Consider the following 20714-nt stretch of genomic DNA (forward strand, 5'->3'; position numbering starts at 1 on the left):
AGGCTGAAGCGTTGCTGAATCCTAGAGACCGTATTCCTTGACGATCCGCTCGTGACGCTCGACCTCCACGTCGACCTCCTTGGCCAGGTCGAGCCAGGCCAGCGGGTGCGACCAGCGCTCGGTGGCGTCGTCGAGCAGGGCGTCGACCTCGGTCGCCGACACGTCCGGCGGCACCGCGACCCAGCCGAACACGCCGGGCAGCGGCTCGCCACCGGTCGGGTGGGTGACCATGTAGTTCTCGTCGCTGTAGACCCACATCGGCCAGCCGCGCTCGGCCATGACCTCGGTGAACTCCGCCCAGTCCTCCTCGCTCGGCGCGGCGCCGTCGAAGAAGTAGCTGGTGTAGCCGCCGGGGCGGAGGATGCGCACCGCGGCGAAGGGCGGCACGAAGTTCTGCTGCTCTTCGGGGTCGTCGGGGACCGGCTCCAGCAGCTGCGGGTCGAACACGACCAGGTCGCCGGCGTTGTAGTCCATGCCGCGCGGCTGCGGCAGGGCGAGCCGGGCGGTGGCCGGGCCGGTGCGGATGGACAGGATCTGGCGCTGGCCGCCGTCGGGCGCGGGGAGGATGACCCGGATCAGGCCCATCTCCTCCTCGATCGGCCCTTCGGTCGACTTGACCGGCATGCCGATCTTGGCCGTGCCCTTGCGGACGATGTCCCAGTCCTCGCTCGAGGTGGCCATGACGATCATGCGCCAGGTGTCCTCTTCGGTGATCTCGTCGATCACTTCGAGCAGCGCCCTGGCGCCCTTGGCGTTGTCGTCGAGCTGCTGGGCCGCGGTGGCGACCAGGCGGCGCGCCTCGATGCCGCCCCCGGCGGCCACGGCGTGCTCGGCCGCCTCCAGCGCCTCCGGCCAGCGCTCGCGGGCGCTGTGGAGACGGGCCATCGCGAGGTATTGGGTGTCGTGCGGCAGCAGCGCCGCCATCTGCTCCAGCCGCTCGTCCTGGCGGGCCTCGATGAGCAGCGTGGTCAGCGTGGAGACGTCGTCGGCGTCGGCGGTGGCGATGTCGCCGGAGTCGACCAGCAGCTTCCAGTAGATGTCGGCGCCCGTCGCCGGGTAGCCGAGGAAGCCGAGCGTGGTGGTGTGGCGGCGGGTGGTCTCCAGGTCCTCGCCGGACCTCGGGGCCAGCCAGCCGGTCCACCGCTCGGGGTCGGCGTTGTGGCCGTCGGCGGCGTCGAAGTAGGCGACCCGCTCCTCGACCGGGCAGGGCGCGGGCGGCTCGGTCGTCGCGTCGGCGGCGGCGCGCAGGGCGGCGATCCGCTCGGCCACGCCCGTGCTGTCGCGCAGCTCGGCGGCGGCCGACTGGGCCAGGTCGGCCAGCAGCTTCGCCTGCCAGACGCTCTGCCTGCCGATGGCCAGCTCGCCCGCGACCAGCGAGAGCTCGAAGCGGGCGCGGTAGCCGCCCATCATGCCGTAGTAGTCGATCCACTGGCGCAGCACGCGGCCCAGCTGCCAGGTGTTGGTGATCTGCGAGGAGCCGGCCAGCTTGGCGACGGCGTGTGTCCACTCGACCCACGAGCGCGGGTGCTCGCCGACCACGTCGAGGTCGGGCAGCGCGTCGACGGCCTCGGCGATGCGGCCCAGCGTGGCCAGGATCAGCGCGCGGCGTACGCCGTCGTTGCGCTCCTTGGACACCGGGTCGTCGGCCTGGAAGTCGGCCGCGGCCTGGAGCGCGGCCAGCGCGTCCTCACCGCGCCCGGCGGCCAGCAGCGCGCGGGCGCTCTCGGCGCCGAGCTCCCAGCTGGCCTCGCGGTCGGCGGCGCGCAGCCGCTCGACGGCGGTCTCGGCGTAGGTGACGGCCTCTCCGGCCCGGCCCGCGTCGATGAGCGCGGCGACGTATTGCGTCACCAGCCCGGTGTAGGCGGGGTTGGCCGGCTCCAGGTCCTGGATGACCGCGTCGAGCGTCTCCAGGCGCTCGCCGGCGTAGCCCGGACCGTCGGCGTTGGCCCACGCCAGGGCGAGCGCCTCGACCGCGGCCGGGGTGGCCGGGCAGTCACGCACCTCTTCGCGCTGAGCGAACGACAGCAGGTGCTCGGCGTCACCGATCGCGACGGCACCCTGCGCGCGGTCGCCCACGCGGCCGAGCAGGTGCCAGTAGCGGGCGTAGAACTCGAGCCACGGGAGCTCCAGGGCCTCCGCCTGCTGGGCGATGGCCGGAGCCATCACGTCTAGCTGGGGGTATCGCCCCTCGTAGGCCTGTGCGGGCAGGTCTCCCAGCGCCATGGCGAGCCCCACGTTGCCCGCCTCAGAAAGCTGCTGCTGGGTTTCACCGACCCAGGCCCAGATGTCCACGTCCATGAGCAGTCAGTCTGCCAGGTCAATCACCGTGCCCAAAACGCAGAAGCTCGATGAGCTCGTCCGATTCGTCATTGTTGAGTACCGAAAATACAGATGCCAGCAGATCATCGGTCGCCTCTTCGACCGCGACCCTTTTCGCGACGACAGCGGGACTCGGCTTCTGGTACGGCTCCGGCCACGTGAAGAACTTCGCCATCACCTCACCCGTGGAGTGTCCGAAAGGAGTGCCGTCGTGGTCGGCCGCCAGCATCGCCTCCAGCGGGTCGAGGCCCGCCGCGATCACCGCGTTGGCGTGCAGCCCCCCTCGCAGCTCCCGTACGACGTGCATGAGCTGCGTGGCCCGCGCGGGCGCGTCGTCGGGCAGGGGTACGGCCCGCCACCCGGCGAACAGCGGCGCCCCGGCGGCCGGGGCCTGGGCGACGACCGGTTCGAGCAGCTCGGCGAGCCTGGCGCAGCCGTCGTAGTCGCCGAGCCTGCGCCGCCCCCACTCGTGGCAGACGTCGGTGTAGACCTCGACGGCCCGCTCGACGCTCAGCTTGCGCCCGCCGTACCAGCTCTCCTCGACGTGGGCGGCGGGGAAGAAGACCGCGACGGAGGTGACGACGTCGGCCGCGCACTCGCCGAGGACCCCGCAGCGCCCGCGGAAGTAGAACTCACGCGGGCCGAGGCCGTACTCCTCGCAACGGGCCTTGGCCTCCCTGGAGACCATGAAGCCGCCGCCGTATTGGCCGATGGGGCCCTTGACGCGCGCCGCCGTGGTTCTGGGGTCCGCCATGTCCACCTTCCCTCCGCTCGCAAAAGCTCAGTTCGGCAAGTGGACTCAGCATCCCTCAGGAGAACATCATTCTGCAAGCATCAGGTTCCCGCCCGCGACGATCACGGCGGGGCCGGTCAGGTAGCTGGTCTCCTCGGTGAGCGTGACGACGACGGTGCCGCCGGGCACCTCGATCGTCCACGTACCGGTGGTCTCCCCGCTCAGGGCCGCCGCCGCGACGGCGGTGGCGACCGTGCCGGTGCCACAGGAGCGGGTCTCGCCCGAGCCGCGCTCGTAGACGCGCATGACCGCGCGGCTGGGGCCCACCGCGTTGAACAGCTCGATGTTGACGCCGCTGGGGAAGACCCCCGGGTCGAAGCCGGGCTGGTGGGTCAGGTCGAGCTGGACGACGGGGTCGCCGATGGGGCAGGCCAGGTGCGGGTTGCCGATGTCGACGTGGACGCCTTCGTACTCGTGACCGGCGACGGTGGTGACGCTGTGGCCGCGGACGACGGGCTTGCCCATGTCGACGGTGACGTCGCCGTTGTCCTCGATGCGGATCTTCCTGACGCCGCCCCTGGTCGCCACGCTGAAGTCGCTCTCCCCGACCAGCCCCGTCTCGACGAGGTAGCGGGCGAAGACGCGCGCGCCGTTGCCGCACATCTCGGCCATGCTGCCGTCGGCGTTGCGGTAGTCCATGAACCATTCGGCCGTGGCGGCCTGGTCGGCCACCTCGGGGCTCAGCTTGGTGCGGACCACGCGCAGGACGCCGTCGGCGCCGATCCCGGCGCGCCGTTCGCAGATCTTGGCGACCAGCACGGCGGACAAGTCGAGCTCGCCCTCGGGGTCAGGGAGGATGACGAAATCGTTCTCGGTGCCGTGACCCTTAAGGAAGCGCATTTGACCATTTTATGCGGAGCCTTGGCCGGCGATCCGCGCCAGGGACCGCTCCAGCAGGTCAGGGGCGTCGTAGGGCAGCCAGTGGACCCGCGGGTCGCGGCGGAACCACGACTCCTGGCGGCGGGCGAAGCGCCTGGTCGCCCGGACTGTCTCGGCGAACGCCTGCTCCTCGGTCCACTCGCCGTCGAGGAAGCGCGCCACCTGGGCGTATCCCAGCGCGCGGCTCGCCGTACGCCCCTCGGCCAGGCCCTGCCCGAGCAGCGCCCGCACCTCGTCGACCAGGCCCGCCGCCCACATGCGCCCGACCCGGACCTCGATCCGCTCGTCGAGCTCCGGCCTGGGCACCTCCAGCCCGATCTGCACGCTCGGGTAGAGCGCCTCGAACGACGGCATGGTGGCCGAGAACGGGCGGCCCGAATGCTCGATCACCTCCAGCGCGCGCACGATGCGGCGGCCGTTGCTCGGCAGGATCGCCGACGCGGCGGCCGGATCGGCCTCGCGCAACCGCTCGTACAGCGGTGCCGGGCCGCGTTCGGCCAGCTCGGCCTCCAGCCGGGCCCTGATCTCCGGGTCGGTGCCGGGGAAGTCCAGGTCGTCGATGGCCGCGCGCACGTAGAGCCCGCTGCCGCCGACCAGCACGGGCGCGGCCAGTGACTCGATGAGCGGCCTGACCAGCTTCTGGTACTCGGCCACGCTGGCGGTCTCGGTGACGTCCCAGATGTCGAGTAGGTGGTGCGGCACCCCCCGCTGTTCGGCCGGGGAAAGCTTCGCCGTGCCTATGTCCATCCCTCGATAGAGCTGCATCGAGTCGGCGTTGATGCACTCGCCCCCGAGCCGGAGCGCGAGGTCCACAGCGAGATCGGACTTTCCGGCGGCCGTGGGGCCCACGACGGCGATGACTGGTTGCTGACGCACACCGACAAGTGTGTCAACTGTGCAGGTATGGACGGACCGACTAGAGATCGAGCGTCTAGAGATCGAGAAGCGTCGGCTGCAGGTATCCCTCGTGGGTCAGCAGCCAGCGCTTGGTCTCCACGCCCTCGCCGCCGCTGAAGCCGCCCAGCCCGTTGCCCGCGACGACGCGGTGGCAGGGCACCACGATCGGGATCGGGTTCGAGCCCATGATCGAGCCGATGCCGCGGGCCGGCACCCGCGAACCGCTCCGCTCGGCCAGCTCGCCGTAGGTGACGGCGGTGCCGTACGGGATGCCGTGCAGGGTTTTGAGCACCTGCCGCCGCGATCCGGCGGTCAGGCGCCAGTCGATCGGGGTCTCGAACGTACGCAGGTCACCGGCGAAATAGGCGTTCAGCTCGGCGACGGCGAAGGCCGTGCGCTCGGGGTCGTCTACCTCGGTCAGATCCGCGAGCCGCTCCCCCGGATGCGTGCGGGAGCCCCATCCCGTGGCGGCCAGGCCGACCTCGGTCACCGCCAGCACGAACGGCCCTACCGGCGTCGGCACCTCGGCGAACGCGACCGTACCCATCATGTCCTCCCCTGGGGGAATTGCTCCCGGCATAAACACTAGGCGACTCCGGGATGGCCATGTGGCAAAGGCTCTTCAGGGCTGGGAATCCGTGTTGATACCGTCACAGCATGTCAGCACCGAGCGCCACCGCACTCGACCGGATCCCCGGCTGGTTCTGGCCCGCCGACCAGCGCCTTTTCGGCTGGTTTCTGTCGGCCGACGCGCCGGGCGACCTTCTGGAGCTCGGAGCGTACCTCGGGAAGAGCGCGGTTCTGATCGGCGACCACCTGCGGCCGGGCGAGACGTTCACGGTCTGCGATCTGTTCGAGTCGGAAGCGCCGGACGCCGCGAACGAGGCCGAGACCACCGGCTCCTACTCCACCCTCACCCGGCAACGCTTCGAGCAGAACTACCTGAGCGTCCACGACAGCCTGCCGGAGATCGTGCACGGCCCGACCTCGGTGATCCTGAACCACGTCAAGGCGGACTCCTGCCGGTTCGTCCACGTCGACGCCTCACACCTCTACGCGCACGTCAAAGAGGACGTCCTGGCGGCGCGGACGGTGCTGCGGGGTGACGGGATCGCCGCCTTCGACGACTACCGCAGCGAGCACACGCCGGGCGTCGCGCTGGCGGTCTGGGAGGCGGTCGCCGGGCTCGGACTGTCGCCGATCTGCGTCAGCTCACAGAAGTTGTACGCCACATGGGGCGATCCCGTCCCCGTCCAGCGGCGCCTGCTCGCATGGCTGGCGGCCACCCCCGAGCTCTGGCACACCACGGACATACTCGGCGAACGCGAACTCGTCCGCATCAACCAGCGCAAGAAGCCGCCCGCACCGGATGGTGAGCTGAGCGAGCTGGGCCGGCTCAGCGCCGAGCTCCGGCGTACGGCGGCGGACCTGAAGAAGACCGCGGCCGAGTCCCGCACCACTGTCCAGGCGCTGAAGACGGCCACCAAGGAGATCGGCCTGGTCGGTCCCGTCGTCCACCGCGCGGTCCGCTGGACCCGCAGACGCCTCACCCGGCGCTGACGGTCTACCATCGCGCTCGTGTCATCCCGTGAACTCGTCATCCTGGGGACCTCCAGCGCGGTGCCCACGCGCCACCGCAACCACAACGGTTACCTGCTGCGCTGGGACGGCCAGGGGTTCCTGTTCGACCCGGGTGAGGGCACGCAGCGGCAGATGGTGCACGCGGGGGTCAGCGCCAACGACGTCCACTGGCTGTGCCTGACCCACTTCCACGGCGATCACTGCCTGGGAGTGCCCGGTGTGGTGCAGCGCATCGCGCGTGACAAGGTCCGGCATCCCGTGCGAGCGGTCTACCCCGCCTCCGGCGCCGGCTACTGGCAGCGGCTCCGGCATGCCGCCGTCTTCGCCGACACCACAGTCATCGAGGAGCGGCCGGTCAGCGGCGAGCAGGCCACGATCGGCCCGCTGACCGCCCGCCGCCTGTCCCACCCCGTCGAGTCCTACGGCTACCGCCTCCAGGAGGCGTCCAGCCGCCGCATGCTGCCCGACAAGCTGGCATCTTTCGGCATTCGCGGGCCGGAAATCAGCGAGCTCCAGCGCACCGGGTCCGTACGCGGCATCACCCTCGACCAGTGCAGCGTCCCCAAGCCGGGCCAGAGCGCCGCCTTCATCATGGACACCCGCCTGTGCGACGCCGTCTTCGAACTCGCCTCCGGCACCGACCTGCTGGTGATCGAGTCGACGTTCCTGTCCGCCGAGAGCGCCCTGGCCAAGGAGTATGGCCATCTCACCGCGTTCGAGGCCGGTCTCGTGGCCGCCGACGCCGGTGTGCGCCGCCTGGTGCTGACCCACTTCTCCGAACGCTACGGCTTCGCCGACGAGCCTGCCTTCCTCAGCGACGTACGGCGTAGCTATGACGGCGAGGTCATCCTGGCCCGCGACCTGATGAAGATCCCCGTACCGCGACGACGGCACCCGTAGGTCACGGGACCAGCGGGCGCACCTCTTCGGCCACGAACCGGACGAAACCCTCAAGGTCGGGCTCGTCCGCCGTCGGCTGGAGCACCACGGTGTCACCCCCGGCGTCCGCCAGCCGTTGTACGGCCTCGGCCACCGTGCCCGCGTCCCCGGCGACTCCGAAGTCCGGTTTGCCGGCGTCGCCCCAGCGCTCGAGTTCGGCCTTGAGGCGTCCGGCTCCGTCCGGCCCGGTCGCCGCGTGCAGGTGGACGATCACCTCATGGCGGTCGGTACGCCCGGCCGCCGCCCGCCCCTCGTCGATGAGCCCGCGGGCTCGCCGTACCTCGTCGGGCGGAGTCCCGGCGACGAGAATGGTCCCGTCGGCGGCCTCGCCGGACAGGCGCAGCGAGCGCGGCCCGATCGCCCCGGCGAGCACCGGGGGCGCCGTCTCCGGCGGCCAGTCGAGGCCGACGTCGTCGAGCCGCACGTAACGGCCCTCCACGGTGACCCGCTCACCGCGCAGCAGCGCCCGCAGAGCCGCGAGATGCTCGCGCAGCAGGGTCACGGGCGAGTCCACCCGCGCGCCGGCCTGCGCCATCCACTCCTGTACGCCGTGCCCGACACCCAGGACCACCCGCCCCGGGAACAGCCGGTGGAGCGTGGCCACCTCCATGGCGGTCAGGGCGACGTTCCGCAGGGGCACCGGGAGCAGTCCGACGCCGACGCGCAGCCGCTCGGTCCAGGCCAGGGCCGCGGCCGCGCTGGCGATGCCGCTCTGGGAGAAGCAGTCCTCCCAGAGCCACAGCTCATCCAGCCCCGCCTCCTCCCCGGCACGGGCCGCGCCGCGCATCCGTTCGGGAGGTAGCTGAGGCCGGAACACGGCACCGAGAGCAGTCATGAGATCTTTCCTACCCGCCCGCACCCGGACCGGACAACAGCCGCTAGACCAGGATCCGGGTGAGCAGGTCGTGCAGCTGGTCGCGCTCGGCGGCGTCGAGGGGGGCGAGGAGCTCGTCCTGGATGGCTCGCGCCTCCCGCGTCAGGCGAGTGAGTTCGCGCCGTCCCCGGGCGGTGATAGTAACGGTAACTCTGCGGCGGTCGCCGGGGTCGCGAGCGCGCTCGACGAAGCCGGGCGCCGAGAGCTCGTCCAGGACCTTGACCACGTCGCTGGGGTCGATGCCGAGCCTGGCCGACAGGTCGCGCTGGGCGTGCGGCCCGAAATCCGCCAGCGCCGCCAGCACGGCCATGTGCCACATGCGCAGCCCATCTGCCGCCAGCCGCGCGGCCAGCCGGCCTCTGGCCGCCTTCCCGGTCTTCGACAGCAGGTACGTGGTGAGTCCGAGCAGGCTCGGCGGCAGCGCTTCCATCCTGAATATTGTAGGGTCAACCCCAATAATAGGTCTCCACCCACTATTTAAGGAGATTTCCGGATGGACGTGCTGCATCCTCGGCTGCTGGTCTCGGCGTTCGCGGAGTGCTTCGCCTTCTACGACGCGGTCCTGCCAGAGGTGCTCGGGGCGAGCCTCATGAAGGGCGGCCCGGACGGTCCCTACGCGCACTGGGACGTGGGCTCTGAGGGGGTGCTGTCGATGCTCGACCGTGGCTTCATGCCCGAGGTCGCGGGTGCCCTGCCGGTGGACGCCGCCGCCCAGGATCGCGTCATGCTCGTCAGCCGGGTGGCCGACGTCGACCGGGCCTACGCCGTCTGCCTGGCCCACGGCGGCCGGTCCGTCACCGAGCCCGCGGACCGGCCCGGCTGGGGCGTGCGAGCCGCTCACGTCCGTGACCCGGAAGGCAACCTGGTGGAGTTCCAGTCCTACTGAGCAGGGACGCGGTCACTCGTACGGGCTGCGGCCCTCGTCGATCGCCTGGATCAGGCCGTGAGCGTAGTCGTACGTCGCCCGGTGCAGCCCGCCCCCATAGCTGACCCTGGCCACCCCCAGCTCGGCCAGCTCGGCAAGATCCGGGACGCCCGGCCGGAACAGCACGTTCACCGGGCCGCCGACCTCGCTCACCACGGCCCGGATCTCCTCCGCGTCGCCGAGGACGATCGGGTAGACGCAGTCGGCGCCGGCCTCCAGGTAGCGCCGCGCCCGCGCCACCGCCGCCGCCCGCGTCCCGTCGCCGTGCAGATAGGTGTCGACCCTGGCGTTGATCACCAGCGCCGGACCGGCCGCGGCCCGCACACCGGCCAGGAACTCGGCCTGTGCCTCCACGTCGACGAGCACGTCGGTGCGGGGGTCGGAGTCCTCCAGGTTGCAGCCCACCGCACCGGCCGCGACCAGGCGTTCGACCAGCTCGGCCGGCTTCAGGCCGTAACCGCGCTCGACGTCCGCCGTCACAGGCACGTCCACCACGCGCGTGATGCGGGCCACGGCGGCCATCATCTCGTCGACGGGGGTGCCCTCGCCGTCCTCGTAACCCAGCACCTGGGAGACGGCCGCGCTTCCCGTGGCGATCACCGGGAAGCCGGCCTCCTGTACGGCTCGCGCGGACGCCGCGTCCCAGACGTTGGGCAGCACCAGCGGGTTGCCGGGCACGTGGAGAGCGCGCAGCAGAGCCGCCTTGTCAGTGGTCATGCGGGCAGCCTAGGAAGGAGGCGGCTCCCACCAAAGGGCCAATGCCCCGGGGAACCGCCGAGCCACTTGGCGCGGTCAGCAGCCGCTCTTGGAGCACTGTCCGATGACCTGGCCCGCTGGGCCGTCCGCCGGGCTCTCGCCCGCGGACTCCTGCGCCGGTTTGGTCGGCGCTGACGTGGGCTTCTTGCCGTTCTGGGTCGGAGGCGTGGTGCGCGAGTCGGTGCCCGCCGACCCCTTGTCGAGGCCCTTGTCCGCCTTACCCGTGTTGTCGGTGTTACCCGTGTCGGTGGTGCCCGTGTCGGTCAAAGGTTCGTCGGCCACGTCGGACGGGGTGCCGGCGTCGGGGGCGTCCGTCTTGGCGTCGCCCATGGACGCCTCTTCGTCCTGCTGCAGTTCGTCGGCGGTGGCGGCCTGGCTCGACTGACCCGCCTGACCGGCCGGCGTCGTCGGCTGGGCGGGGCCGCCCGCCAGCGCGAAGCCGATGCCACCCGCCGCGAGCACGGCCACGAGGGCCGACGCGGCGATGACGACGGTCTTCTTGTTGTCGGTGGACCTGGCTTTTCTGGCAGGTCTCGGCATATCGCCCGGCCCGGTGAGGATCTCCTGGCGATCCGGCTCCATCGGATCTTGCATGGTGGTGCGACTCCCTGCGGTCGTATCGGGAAAGCTCGCCGGCTTCCGCGGGTGATGGACCACACTAGCCGCAGGAGTGGAATGCTCGCGCACCAATCACAAAGGAATCACGACTTGTCACCACTTCATGCCATTCGGCCAGGTCGTCGTGACCGCCTGGCAGCCGCGGCAGGTGTGGCCGGGGTGATCGTCATCGCCGCGCTCGGTATTTTCCTGGCGTTCATGGGATCGCAAAGTCCCGAGCGGGAAAAGGCGCCGGAAAATGATCAGGAAAACGGGCTTTCCCATGGATCAAGCATTACGCCGGCGAGTCGTCCACCGCTCCCGACGTCATGGCCCTCGTACGCGACCCCGGCCGACAGCCTGGCGGCGGACGGCGGCCCGCCGCCGGAGAACGGCCCGACTCCGGAGAAGGGCCTGACACCCGAGAAGGGCCTGGCACCCGAGGATGACCTGACGCCTGAGAAGGGCCTGACACCCGAGAAGGACCTCGCGCCCAAGAAGGCCCTGACGCCCGGGGAGATCGGGGCCCGCCCGCGGCCCGTACCCTCACCGAGCCCGGGAGTGGGCGAAGCGTTGCCACCGCCCGCGCGGAGGGACAGCGCCACACCGAGCGGCCCGGCGGGAAGGACGCGGGCGCCCAGATCCTCGCCGCCCCCGCCGAAGAGCACCGACCTCGAGCCGGCCGCACCGGCGACCGTGACCACCGCGCAGCCGACCCTGGCCACCGCGCAGGCGCCCCGGACAAGCGCGTCCACGCAAAGACCGGAGCCTGCCGCGCCCCTGAGGACCGACCCGTGCGCGACCTTCCTCGACTTCCGCCGCGACTACTGCTACCGGCTCCTCAACCGCCTCGGCCGATGACTCTCCCCGAAGAGGGCATCCCTGGACAGGGCCGCCAGCCATGACAGACCGCCTTCATCCCCTGAAGGGTGCAGGAGTCCTCACCACAACGGCCCAGCGTCATCTGCTCCCCCGAAGGGCAACCCCCACAGAGACCCCGCCACAACGGATCGGTCCGTCACACGACCGCCTCGATCCCTGTGACGGTCCGTCGTGGCTGGGGTCCTTTTGTGGGATGTTCCCGTTCGGGGGCGGTTGAAGGCGGGCCGTCGCGGTGGGGACCCTGCGGGGATGCCGGATCGAGACGGACGTGTGACGGACCGCCCGGGGACCCTTGTGGTCACCGCGCCGGGAAGCTCTAGGAAGCCGAGCACGCCCCAGCCGCGGGCACGGCCGGCGGCCGGCCGATGGTGGGCATGCCGAGCGAGACGCCCTTGGCCGGGGCCGGGGCACCCTGCCGCGCCTCCCAGGCGTCGCCCGCCCGGGTACGGCGGACGGAAACCGGCCCGTCGGCCACCAGGTGGTGCGGAGCCGCGTACGTGACCTCGACCGTGACCATGTCACCCGGCCGCGGCGTGTGGTCGCCGACCGCGAAGTGCACCAGGCGGTTGTCGGCGGCGCGGCCGGACAGCCGCCGCGTGGCGTCGTCCTTGCGGCCCTCGCCCTCGGCGACCAGGACCTCCAGCGTCCGTCCCACCTGCTTGCGGTTCTCCGCCCAGGAGATCTCCTCCTGCAGGGCGACCAGGCGCTCGTAACGCTCCTGGACGACCGCCTTGGGGATCTGGTCGTCCATGGTCGCCGCGGGCGTGCCGGGGCGGATGGAGTACTGGAAGGTGAAGGCGTTGGCGAAGCGGCTCTCGCGTACGACGTCGAGGGTGGCCTGGAAGTCCTCCTCCGTCTCGCCCGGGAAGCCGACGATGATGTCGGTGGAGATGGCCGCGTCGGGCATGGCCGCGCGGACCCGCTCGATGATGCCGAGGTAGCGCTCGGCCCGGTAGGAGCGGCGCATCGCCTTCAGCAGGCGCGAGGAGCCCGACTGCAGCGGCATGTGGAGCTGGTGCATGACGTTGGGCGTCTCGGCCATGGCGGCGATCACGTCGTCGGTGAAGGCGGCCGGGTGCGGCGAGGTGAAGCGGACCCGCTCCAGCCCGTCGATGCCGCCGCAGGCGCGCAGGAGCTTGCCGAACGCCAGCCGGTCGCCGAACTCGACGCCGTAGGTGTTGACGTTCTGGCCGAGCAGCGTGACCTCGAGAACGCCCTGATCCACCAATGTCTGGACTTCGGCGAGAACGTCGCCGGGACGCCGGTCCTTCTCCTTGCCCCGCAGCGACGGCACGATGCAGAACGTGCAGGTGTTGTTGCACCCGACCGAGATCGCGACCCAGGCGGCGTAGGCGGACTCCCGCTTGGTGGGCAGCGTCGAGGGGAAGACCTCGAGCGACTCCTTGAGCTCGACCTGCGCCTCGCCCTGGATGCGGGCCCGCTCCAGCAGCACCGGCAGCGCCCCGATGTTGTGGGTGCCGAACACCACGTCGACCCACGGCGCCTTACGGACGATCTCGCCCTGGTCCTTCTGGGCCAGGCAGCCGCCCACGGCGATCTGCATCCGGGGGTTGCTCACCTTGGCCGGTCGCAGGTGGCCGAGGTTGCCGTAGAGGCGGTTGTCGGCGTTCTCGCGTACGGCGCACGTGTTGAACACCACGACGTCGGCGGTATCGCCCTCGGCCGCGGCCACGTAGCCGGCGTCCTCCAGCAGGCCGGAAAGGCGTTCGGAGTCGTGCACGTTCATCTGGCACCCGTATGTGCGCACTTCATAGGTGCGGGGGCTCTCCTGGGTCACAGTCATCGCACGTCCAAGGGTAGTCCTTGTCCGGCTTGCGGCGGTCGTAGGATCTAAAACACCAGCTTGATGGCATGATGTGATCGGATCGGTACCGCTCGGTTAGTGACCAGCGTCCTAATGGCCCCTAGGTTTTGCACATGACGGAGAACGGGGACGTCACTCCACTTGTAAAGTTGGAGCACGTCAACAAGCACTTCGGGGCTCTGCACGTCCTGAAGGACATCAACCTGACCGTTTCCCGTGGCGAGGTCCTGGTCGTGATCGGCCCTTCGGGTGGCGGCAAGTCCACCCTGTGCCGGGCCGTCAACCGGCTGGAGACCATCGACGGCGGGCAGATCATCTTCGACGGTCAGCCGCTGCCGGAAGAGGGCAAGGCACTGGCCAAGCTCCGCTCCGAAGTGGGCATGGTCTTCCAGTCGTTCAACCTGTTCGCCCACAAGACGATTCGCGAGAACGTCACGCTGGGGCCGATCAAGGTGCGCAAGAAGGCCCGCGACGCCGCCGAGACGCGCGCCATGGAGCTGCTCGAACGGGTGGGCATCGCCGCGCAGGCAGACAAATACCCGGCGCAGCTCTCCGGCGGGCAGCAGCAGCGCGTCGCCATCGCCAGGGCGCTGGCCATGGACCCGAAGATGATCCTGTTCGACGAGCCGACGTCGGCGCTGGACCCGGAGATGGTCCAGGAGGTGCTCGACGTCATGATCGGGCTGGCTCGCGACGGGATGACGATGATGGTCGTCACGCATGAGATGGGGTTCGCGAGAAGAGCCGCGAACCGGGTGGTGTTCATGGCCGAGGGCCAGATCGTCGAAGAGAACACCCCCGACGAGTTCTTCACCAACGCCCAGACAGACCGGGCCAAGGACTTCCTTTCGAAGATCCTCACGCATTGATCCCAGTCCGCAGCAGGAAGATTGAGGTAACCACTATGCAGATGCGTCGAACTGGGGCCGTGTTCGCCGTCACGGCCATGGCGGTCGGTCTTGCCGCGTGTGGCGGTGGCGGCAGCTACACCAACGTCGTGGACAAGCTCAAGGGAGCCAAGGAGATCACCGTTGGCACCAAATGGGACCAGCCGAGCCTGGGCCTGAAAAAGGGTGGCGGTGACCCTGAGGGCTTCGACGTGGACGTCGCCAAGTACATCGTGAAGGAGCTGGCCGGCGGCCAGGATGTGAAGATCACGTGGAAGGAGTCGCCCTCGTCCAACCGCGAGGCGCTGCTCGCCAACGGCACCGTGGACATCATCTTCGCCACTTACTCCATCACCGACGCGCGCAAGCCGAAGGTCACCTTCGGCGGCCCGTACGTCGTCGTCCACCAGGACACCATGGTCCGTGCCGACGCCGCGGACATCACCAAGGCGACGGACCTCAAGGACAAGCGGATCTGCCAGGCGCAGGGCTCCAACTCCTACAAGCGGATCACCGACCCGCCGCCGGACGGCAAGCTCAACCTGCCCGCCAAGCTCGTCGGTGCCAGCAACTACTCCGAGTGCGTGCAGAAGCTCAGTGGTGGCAACCTGGACGCGGTCACCACCGACAACCTGATCCTCGCCGGCTTCGCCAGCCAGGACCCGGGCAAGTACAAGCTGCTGAACGACCCGTTCACGGATGAGAAGTACGGCATCGGCCTGAAGAAGGGCGACAAGACGACCTGCGAGGCCGTCAACAAGGCCGTCGCCAAGATGTGGCAGGACGGCACGGCCACCCAGCTGCTCACGAAGTGGTTCGGCAAGACCGGCCTGGACCTGCCCAAGGAGGCCCCACCGGCCGAGGGTTGCGCCTGATCCTCAAGCCCGCGGCGGCCGGTGACCCGGCCGCCGCCGCCATTCTCTCTGGTGGAGCACGATGGACGAACTGATTCAGTACGCGCCCGACCTGGGCGTAGGATTCCTGAACAACATTAAGCTCTCGCTGATCATCGCGGTGTTCTCGCTGATCGTCGGCACGATCCTGGCCGCCATGCGGGTCTCGCCCACCCCGGTCCTGCGGGCCGCGGGCACGGCGTACGTCAACGTGGTGCGCAACACCCCGCTGACGCTGGTGCTGGCTTTCTGCTACCTCGGGCTCAGCGACACCCTCGGGCTGATCTTCTCCACCGAGGTGCCGCTGACGAACTCGTTCTGGCTGGCCGTGCTGGGCATGTCGGCCTACACCGCGGCGTTCGTCTGCGAGGCACTGCGATCCGGCATCAACACGGTGCCGATGGGACAGGCCGAGGCGGCCCGCGCGATCGGGCTCACCTTCAGCCAGTCGATCACGCTCGTCATCTTCCCACAGGCCTTCCGGGCGGTCATCGCCCCGCTCGGAAGCGTCCTGATCGCCATGATCAAGAACACGACTGTGGTGGCGGCCGCGGGCTACACCGTGGACGTCGCCGCCACGATGAGGGAGACGTTCGACACCACCGGCGTCTCGATCCCCATCTTCATCGGCATCGTGCTGTCGTTCCTGATACTCATCCTGCCGATCGGCTGGTACACCGGCTGGCTGGCCAGGAGATTGGCGGTGGCCCGATGAGCACGTCCGTCCTCTTCGACGCTCCCGGCCCGCGCGGCCGGGTGCGCAACCACCTGATCACCGGGATCTCCGGGCTTGCCCTGCTGGCGGTGCTCGGCTGGGTGGTGCTGAAGTTCAATGAGAAGGGCCAGTTCGACGGCAAGCTCTGGGAGCCGTTCACCACCGAGACCGTCTGGGTGGACTTCATCCTGCCCGGGCTGGTGGGCACGCTCACGGCCGCTGCGCTGGGCGCGGTCTTCGCGCTGCTGTTCGGTGCGGTCTTCGGCATCGCCAGGCTCTCCGACCACCGGTGGATCAGGATTCCCGCCGCCTGGATCGTGGAGCTCTTCCGGGCGATCCCGCTGCTCCTGCTGATCTTCTTCATCTGGTTCCTGTCGCCCGACCTGTTCGGCGGCGGGGACTACGCGCTGTTCGCGATCGTGCTCGGGCTCACCCTCTACAACGGCTCGGTGCTGGCCGAGGTGGTCAGGGCGGGCATCAACTCGATCCCGAAGGGCCAGTCGGAGGCGGCGTACGCGATCGGGCTGCGCAAGGGCGGCGTGATGCGGTTGATCCTGCTGCCGCAGGGCCTCACGGTGATGATGCCCGCGGTGGTCAGCCAGCTCGTGGTCCTGCTCAAGGACACCGCGCTGGGCTACTTCATCGTCTATGTCGACCTCCTGAACATGGGCTTCAAGACCCTTCCGTCGGTCTACCCCGGCACGAAGCTGGTGTCAGCGATCGTCATCGGCGTCATCTACATCATCATGGCCATGGCGCTCAGCGCGTTCGCCACGTGGCTGGAGAAGCGCAGCCGCCGCAGCCGCAAGACCACGGCCGGGCCGCTCGAGCCGCCGAGCGCGGTGCCGCTGCCCCCGGGGCAGCCGGATATGGGCGGCAGCGTCATGACGCAGTAGCCCACGTCATCAAGCGATCATCGCGCATTGCCGATGACAGGAGTGGGGTGGTCACCGGGCTACGGTGATCGAAGCGGGGTGGTCACCGGAGTGAGGTGATCACCCCGCACTCTTGCCGATCTTCCGGCAGGATGCGTCTATGCCCTTCTGGCGCTCCCCCATCTCGACCACCGACGTCGCCCGGTCCGGCCGACGGCTCGGCTGGCCGACCGCGCTCGACGGCCAGGTGTGGTGGACGGAGGACCGCCCTGACGAGGGCGGACGCACCACGATCATGCACCGCGCCGCCGACGGCACCTGCCGCGAGCTGCTGCCCGAGCCGTGGAGCGCCCGCACCCGCGTGCACGAGTACGGCGGGCGGCCCTACGCGGTCACCCCCGAGGGCGATGTGATCTTCGCCTGCCTCGCCGACCAGCGCCTCTACCTGCTCACCAACCAGGCTGACCGCCCCGACCGCGCTGTCGAGCCCGTCCCGCTCACCCCTGACGGTGACCGCTACGCCGACCTGCTGGTCCGTGACGACCAGGTCTGGTGCGTACGCGAGCGGCACACCGACGACGGGAAGACGACCAGGGCCGTCGTCTCGGTCCCGGTCGGCGGCGGTGAGACGTGCGAATGGGTCACCGGCGGCGACTTCTATGCCTCCCCCGCCATCTCCCCCGATGGACGGCATCTCGCCTACATCACCTGGAACCATCCGCGCATGCCATGGACCGGCACCGAGCTCCGCGTCACCCGCCTGTCCGACGGCACATCGTGGACCGTGGGCGGCGGCCCGTCCGAGTCCGTGCTCGCGCCCAGCTGGAAGGACGACGGCCACCTCTACCTGATCTCCGACCGCTCCGGCTGGTGGAACCTCTACCAGGCCGGCCTCCACGACCTCTCGCCGCAGCCGCTCCATCCCCTGGAGGAGGAGTTCGCCTGGCCGCCGTGGACGCTGGGCGGCCTGCCCTACGCCGTGCTCGGCGACGGACGGCTCGTGGTGCTGCACGGGCGCGGTGACCTGCGGCTCGGCATCCTCGACCCCGAGACGGGCCGGCTCACCGACCTCGATCTGCCGGGCGACGGGTGGGATCCGGCGCTGGCCACCGACGGCACCCACGTGACCGGCATCGCGTACGGTGCCGCGCTCCCGAAGTCGCTCATCCGCGTCGACACCGTCTCCGGCCAGGCCGAGACCCTCAGGCGCGACCTCGACGAGCTGCCCGACCTCGCCTGCCTGCCCACACCCCGGCCGGTGGAGATGGGGCACCGGGTGCACGGCTTCCTCTATCCGCCGTCCAACCCGGCCGCCGAGGACTCGGCGGACGCTCCCCCGTACGTGCTGTTCGTGCACGGTGGTCCGACGGCGCACGAGGGCACGGCGCTCGACCTGGAGAAGGCGTACCTCACCTCGCGCGGCATCGGCGTGCTAGACGTCAACTACGGCGGGTCCAGCGGCTACGGCCGGGCCTACCGCGATCGGCTGAAGGGGCAGTGGGGCGTCGTCGACGTCGAGGACACGATCGCGGCCGCCGAATGGCTGGTGGCCGAGGGGCTGGCCGATCCCGGGCGCATCGCGGTGCGCGGCGGCAGCGCGGGCGGCTGGACCGTGATGGCGGCCTGCTGCCGTTCGGAGGTGTTCGCGGGGGGCGTGTCCTACTACGGCGTCAGCGCGCTGGCCCCGCTCCATGCCCACACCCATGATTTCGAGTCGCGTTACGTGGAGTGGCTGGTCGGCCCGGAGGACCCGCGGCTCTACGCCGAGCGCGAGCCGCTGGCGCTGGTCGACGGCGTCTCCTGCCCGATGCTGCTGCTTCAGGGGCTCGACGATCCCGTGGTGCCGCCCGAGCAGTCGGCGGCCTTCGCCGACGCGCTGGCCGAGCGCGGCGTCCCGTGCACCTATCTGGCGTTCGAGGGCGAGTCGCACGGTTTCCGCCGCACCGAGACGCGGGCCACCGCCCTGGCCGCGGAGCTGGCGTTCTACCAGCAGATTTTCAGCTGATTCTCGCTTTCGTCGCCATCAATCACGGTTCTTGGACAGAACCGGTATCACTCGGCGGTCGCTACTCGCCAACGGTTGAATAACCGTCCTCGACACCGCCCTCCCCAAGTGGATTGCTCGAAGGAGCAGCACGTAGGGCGCGCCTCGCGGCCACGAAGCGCGCCCCACTGGCCAGCCATACATCCCCATCTCGGCACGAGGGAGGGCCAGATGGCCAGCTTGCGCCATCTCAGCATCGCCGTGGTGGCCGCGGCAAGTCTGCTCGCCGCCGCCTGCGCCACGGACACCGGTACGAACGGCTCGGCACCGCCGACAGCGGCCCAGGACACCGGCAAGCCCTTGTCGGGCGGCACGATCAGGCTGGTGGGCGGTGGCGACGTCGACCACCTCGATCCCACCAGCGCCTACTACACGGTCACCAACGGCATCATGCGCGGTTACGCGCGCCAGCTGTTCAACCTGAACGGCGTGGCCAAGGAGGGCGACACCACCAAGGGCTTCGCCGTCGTCCCCGACGTCGCCACCGAGCTGCCGACGACCGCCAACGGCGGCCTCAGCGCCGACCACCTCACGTACACGATCAAGCTGCGGGACGGCGTCCAGTGGGACACCCAGCCGCCGCGGGCGGTGACCGCGGGCGACTTCGTCCGGGGCTTCAAGCGGCTCTGCAACCCGGTGGCCGGAGCGGGCGCGCCCGGCTACTACACCAGCACGATCAAGGGCATGGCCGCCTACTGCGCGGCCTACGGCAAGGCGTTCGAGAAGGCCAAGCCCACGGCGGCGGCGCTGGCCGCCTTCCAGAACTCGCACGACATCGCCGGCGTTCAGGCCAAGGATGACAAGACGATCGTGTTCACACTGGTCCAGCCGGCGGGCGACTTCCTCAACATCCTGTCACTCAACTTCTCCTCGGCCGCGCCCCAGGAGTACGACCAGTACGTCCCGGACGACGCCACCTTCCGCCAGCACGTGATCTCCGACGGCCCGTACAAGATCACCCAGTACGTGGCGACCAAGTCGATCAGGCTGGAGCGGAACCCCGCCTGGACACAGGCGGCCGACCCGATCAGGCACCAGTACGTCAACGCCGTCGACGTCAAGATGGGCGTCACCGAGCCCGACGCGGTGCAGCAGCAGATCGAGGCGGGCAGCGCGGACCTGTCCTGGGACCTGCCGGTGCCGACCGCCCAGATCCCGCGGCTGAAGAGCGGCGACCCCGACTTCAAGATCTTCCCGGGCGCCGTGACGAACCCGTATCTCGTCTTCAACCAGCAGAGCAAGAACGAGAACGGCGCCATGGGCAAGGTCAAGGTCCGCCAGGCCATCGAGTACGCGATCAACAAGGTGGCCATCGCCAAGATCTACGGCGGTGCCGACGTGGCGACCCCGCTGCACACGGCCATCCCACCGGGCAACATCGGCTACCAGGAGTACAACCCGTACCCGGCGCCCGGCGACCAGGGCGACCCGGCCAAGTGCAAGCAGCTGCTCGCCGAGGCGGGCTACCCGAACGGGATGACCCTCATCGGCGCCTTCCGCAACGCGGGCAACCACCCGGCCAACTTCCAGTCCTACTCGGCCGACCTGCAGAAGTGCGGGATCACCGTCAAGGGCCTGCCCGTACGACAGGGCGACTACTACGGCGCGTTCCTGCAGAACCCGACCATCGCCAAGGACAGCAAGTGGGACATCTCGGCGCCCGGCTGGGTGCCCGACTGGTACGGCAACAACGGCCGCGCCGTCTCCCAGCCGCTGTTCCAGACCAACTGCACCCCGGGCACGAGCAACTACGGCTGCTACAGCAACCCCAAGGTGGACGCCCTCATCAAGCAGGCGCTGGCCGAGCCCGACGCGACCAAGGCGGCCGGGCTCTGGCACCAGGTCGACCAGACGGTGATGGCCGACGCGGTGATCGTGCCGTTCAACAACCAGAACACGCCGATCTACAAGAGCAAGCGGGTGCGCAACGCGCTGTACCTTCCCGCGTTCCAGCTCTACGACATCACCAACCTCTGGCTTGACCCCAACTCGCCATGACGGTGCGGCGCCCCGCGGCACTCCCGCGGGGCGCT

Annotated in this window: 20 protein-coding genes; 10 read left to right on the forward strand and 10 right to left on the reverse strand. The window is 69.9% G+C overall.

The annotated features are described in order from the left end of the window. Positions 1-21: 21 nt before the first annotated feature. The 5 genes from AB0B64_RS03635 to AB0B64_RS03655 all read right to left on the reverse strand — a co-directional run bounded on the left by AB0B64_RS03635 (position 22) and on the right by AB0B64_RS03655 (position 5438). Positions 22-2298, reverse strand: a complete 2277-nt coding sequence (locus AB0B64_RS03635; RefSeq protein ID WP_357947081.1) for a tetratricopeptide repeat protein — start codon at positions 2296-2298, stop codon at positions 22-24. 19 nt (positions 2299-2317) lie between these two features. Next, the gene (locus AB0B64_RS03640) at positions 2318-3073 is read right to left on the reverse strand and encodes a hypothetical protein (RefSeq protein ID WP_357947078.1); all 756 of its coding nucleotides are present in this window, start codon (positions 3071-3073) and stop codon (positions 2318-2320) included. A 66-nt stretch (positions 3074-3139) separates the two neighbouring features. Further along, complete coding sequence (gene dapF / locus AB0B64_RS03645; RefSeq protein ID WP_358174374.1) at positions 3140-3952, reverse strand: diaminopimelate epimerase; 813 nt, start codon at positions 3950-3952, stop codon at positions 3140-3142. 9 nt (positions 3953-3961) lie between these two features. Next, entirely contained in the window at positions 3962-4867 is a 906-nt protein-coding gene (gene miaA / locus AB0B64_RS03650) for a tRNA (adenosine(37)-N6)-dimethylallyltransferase MiaA (protein WP_357947072.1), read from the reverse strand. Positions 4868-4922: 55 nt separating this feature from the next. Further along, positions 4923-5438: a methylated-DNA--[protein]-cysteine S-methyltransferase gene (locus AB0B64_RS03655; RefSeq protein ID WP_357947070.1), complete on the reverse strand. Its 516-nt coding sequence runs from the start codon at positions 5436-5438 to the stop codon at positions 4923-4925. Positions 5439-5545: 107 nt separating this feature from the next. Here AB0B64_RS03655 and AB0B64_RS03660 point away from each other — a divergent pair, with 107 nt between their 5' ends. Together AB0B64_RS03660 and AB0B64_RS03665 are read left to right on the forward strand one after the other, a co-directional pair. Next, a complete protein-coding gene (locus tag AB0B64_RS03660) occupies positions 5546-6448 on the forward strand; it encodes a class I SAM-dependent methyltransferase (protein WP_358174377.1) in 903 nt (300 codons plus the stop codon). 18 nt (positions 6449-6466) lie between these two features. Then, entirely contained in the window at positions 6467-7369 is a 903-nt protein-coding gene (locus AB0B64_RS03665; RefSeq protein WP_358174380.1) for a ribonuclease Z, read from the forward strand. A 1-nt stretch (position 7370) separates the two neighbouring features. Here AB0B64_RS03665 and AB0B64_RS03670 read toward each other — a convergent pair whose 3' ends face one another. Together AB0B64_RS03670 and AB0B64_RS03675 are read right to left on the reverse strand one after the other, a co-directional pair. Beyond that, positions 7371-8243 carry an LLM class flavin-dependent oxidoreductase gene (locus AB0B64_RS03670; RefSeq protein WP_358174382.1) on the reverse strand — a complete coding sequence of 291 codons (873 nt, stop codon included), beginning with the start codon at positions 8241-8243 and terminating at the stop codon, positions 7371-7373. A 43-nt stretch (positions 8244-8286) separates the two neighbouring features. Further along, positions 8287-8712 carry a MarR family winged helix-turn-helix transcriptional regulator gene (locus tag AB0B64_RS03675; protein WP_358174385.1) on the reverse strand — a complete coding sequence of 142 codons (426 nt, stop codon included), beginning with the start codon at positions 8710-8712 and terminating at the stop codon, positions 8287-8289. Between the two features lie 63 nt (positions 8713-8775). Here AB0B64_RS03675 and AB0B64_RS03680 point away from each other — a divergent pair, with 63 nt between their 5' ends. Further along, complete coding sequence (locus AB0B64_RS03680) at positions 8776-9168, forward strand: VOC family protein (protein WP_357947056.1); 393 nt, start codon at positions 8776-8778, stop codon at positions 9166-9168. Between the two features lie 12 nt (positions 9169-9180). Here AB0B64_RS03680 and AB0B64_RS03685 read toward each other — a convergent pair whose 3' ends face one another. Beyond that, positions 9181-9924: an isocitrate lyase/phosphoenolpyruvate mutase family protein gene (locus AB0B64_RS03685; protein ID WP_358174387.1), complete on the reverse strand. Its 744-nt coding sequence runs from the start codon at positions 9922-9924 to the stop codon at positions 9181-9183. Between the two features lie 75 nt (positions 9925-9999). Continuing rightward, positions 10000-10557 (reverse strand): hypothetical protein, encoded by a 558-nt coding sequence (locus AB0B64_RS03690; RefSeq protein WP_358174390.1) that lies wholly within the window; start codon positions 10555-10557, stop codon positions 10000-10002. Positions 10558-10740: 183 nt separating this feature from the next. Between AB0B64_RS03690 and AB0B64_RS03695 the strand changes: the two genes are divergently transcribed. Beyond that, the gene (locus tag AB0B64_RS03695; protein WP_358174393.1) at positions 10741-11421 is read left to right on the forward strand and encodes a hypothetical protein; all 681 of its coding nucleotides are present in this window, start codon (positions 10741-10743) and stop codon (positions 11419-11421) included. Between the two features lie 337 nt (positions 11422-11758). Here the strand turns inward: AB0B64_RS03695 and miaB are convergent, their stop codons facing one another. Beyond that, the gene (miaB, locus tag AB0B64_RS03700; protein ID WP_357947044.1) at positions 11759-13246 is read right to left on the reverse strand and encodes a tRNA (N6-isopentenyl adenosine(37)-C2)-methylthiotransferase MiaB; all 1488 of its coding nucleotides are present in this window, start codon (positions 13244-13246) and stop codon (positions 11759-11761) included. Between the two features lie 134 nt (positions 13247-13380). Between miaB and AB0B64_RS03705 the strand changes: the two genes are divergently transcribed. From AB0B64_RS03705 to AB0B64_RS03730, 6 genes are all read left to right on the forward strand, one after another. Then, positions 13381-14136, forward strand: a complete 756-nt coding sequence (locus tag AB0B64_RS03705; RefSeq protein WP_357947041.1) for an amino acid ABC transporter ATP-binding protein — start codon at positions 13381-13383, stop codon at positions 14134-14136. A gap of 35 nt (positions 14137-14171) precedes the next feature. Further along, a complete protein-coding gene (locus AB0B64_RS03710) occupies positions 14172-15029 on the forward strand; it encodes a glutamate ABC transporter substrate-binding protein (protein WP_357947038.1) in 858 nt (285 codons plus the stop codon). 61 nt (positions 15030-15090) lie between these two features. After that, positions 15091-15762 (forward strand): amino acid ABC transporter permease, encoded by a 672-nt coding sequence (locus tag AB0B64_RS03715; RefSeq protein ID WP_357947036.1) that lies wholly within the window; start codon positions 15091-15093, stop codon positions 15760-15762. Next, the gene (locus AB0B64_RS03720; protein WP_357947034.1) at positions 15759-16658 is read left to right on the forward strand and encodes an amino acid ABC transporter permease; all 900 of its coding nucleotides are present in this window, start codon (positions 15759-15761) and stop codon (positions 16656-16658) included. Before AB0B64_RS03715 ends, AB0B64_RS03720 begins: the two co-directional genes overlap by 4 nt. Positions 16659-16797: 139 nt before the next feature. Then, complete coding sequence (locus AB0B64_RS03725; protein ID WP_358174396.1) at positions 16798-18642, forward strand: prolyl oligopeptidase family serine peptidase; 1845 nt, start codon at positions 16798-16800, stop codon at positions 18640-18642. 210 nt (positions 18643-18852) lie between these two features. After that, complete coding sequence (locus AB0B64_RS03730; RefSeq protein WP_358174399.1) at positions 18853-20679, forward strand: ABC transporter substrate-binding protein; 1827 nt, start codon at positions 18853-18855, stop codon at positions 20677-20679. Positions 20680-20714 lie beyond the last annotated feature (35 nt).

This window comes from Nonomuraea sp. NPDC049129, assembly GCF_040648495.1.
Taxonomy (GTDB): domain Bacteria; phylum Actinomycetota; class Actinomycetes; order Streptosporangiales; family Streptosporangiaceae; genus Nonomuraea.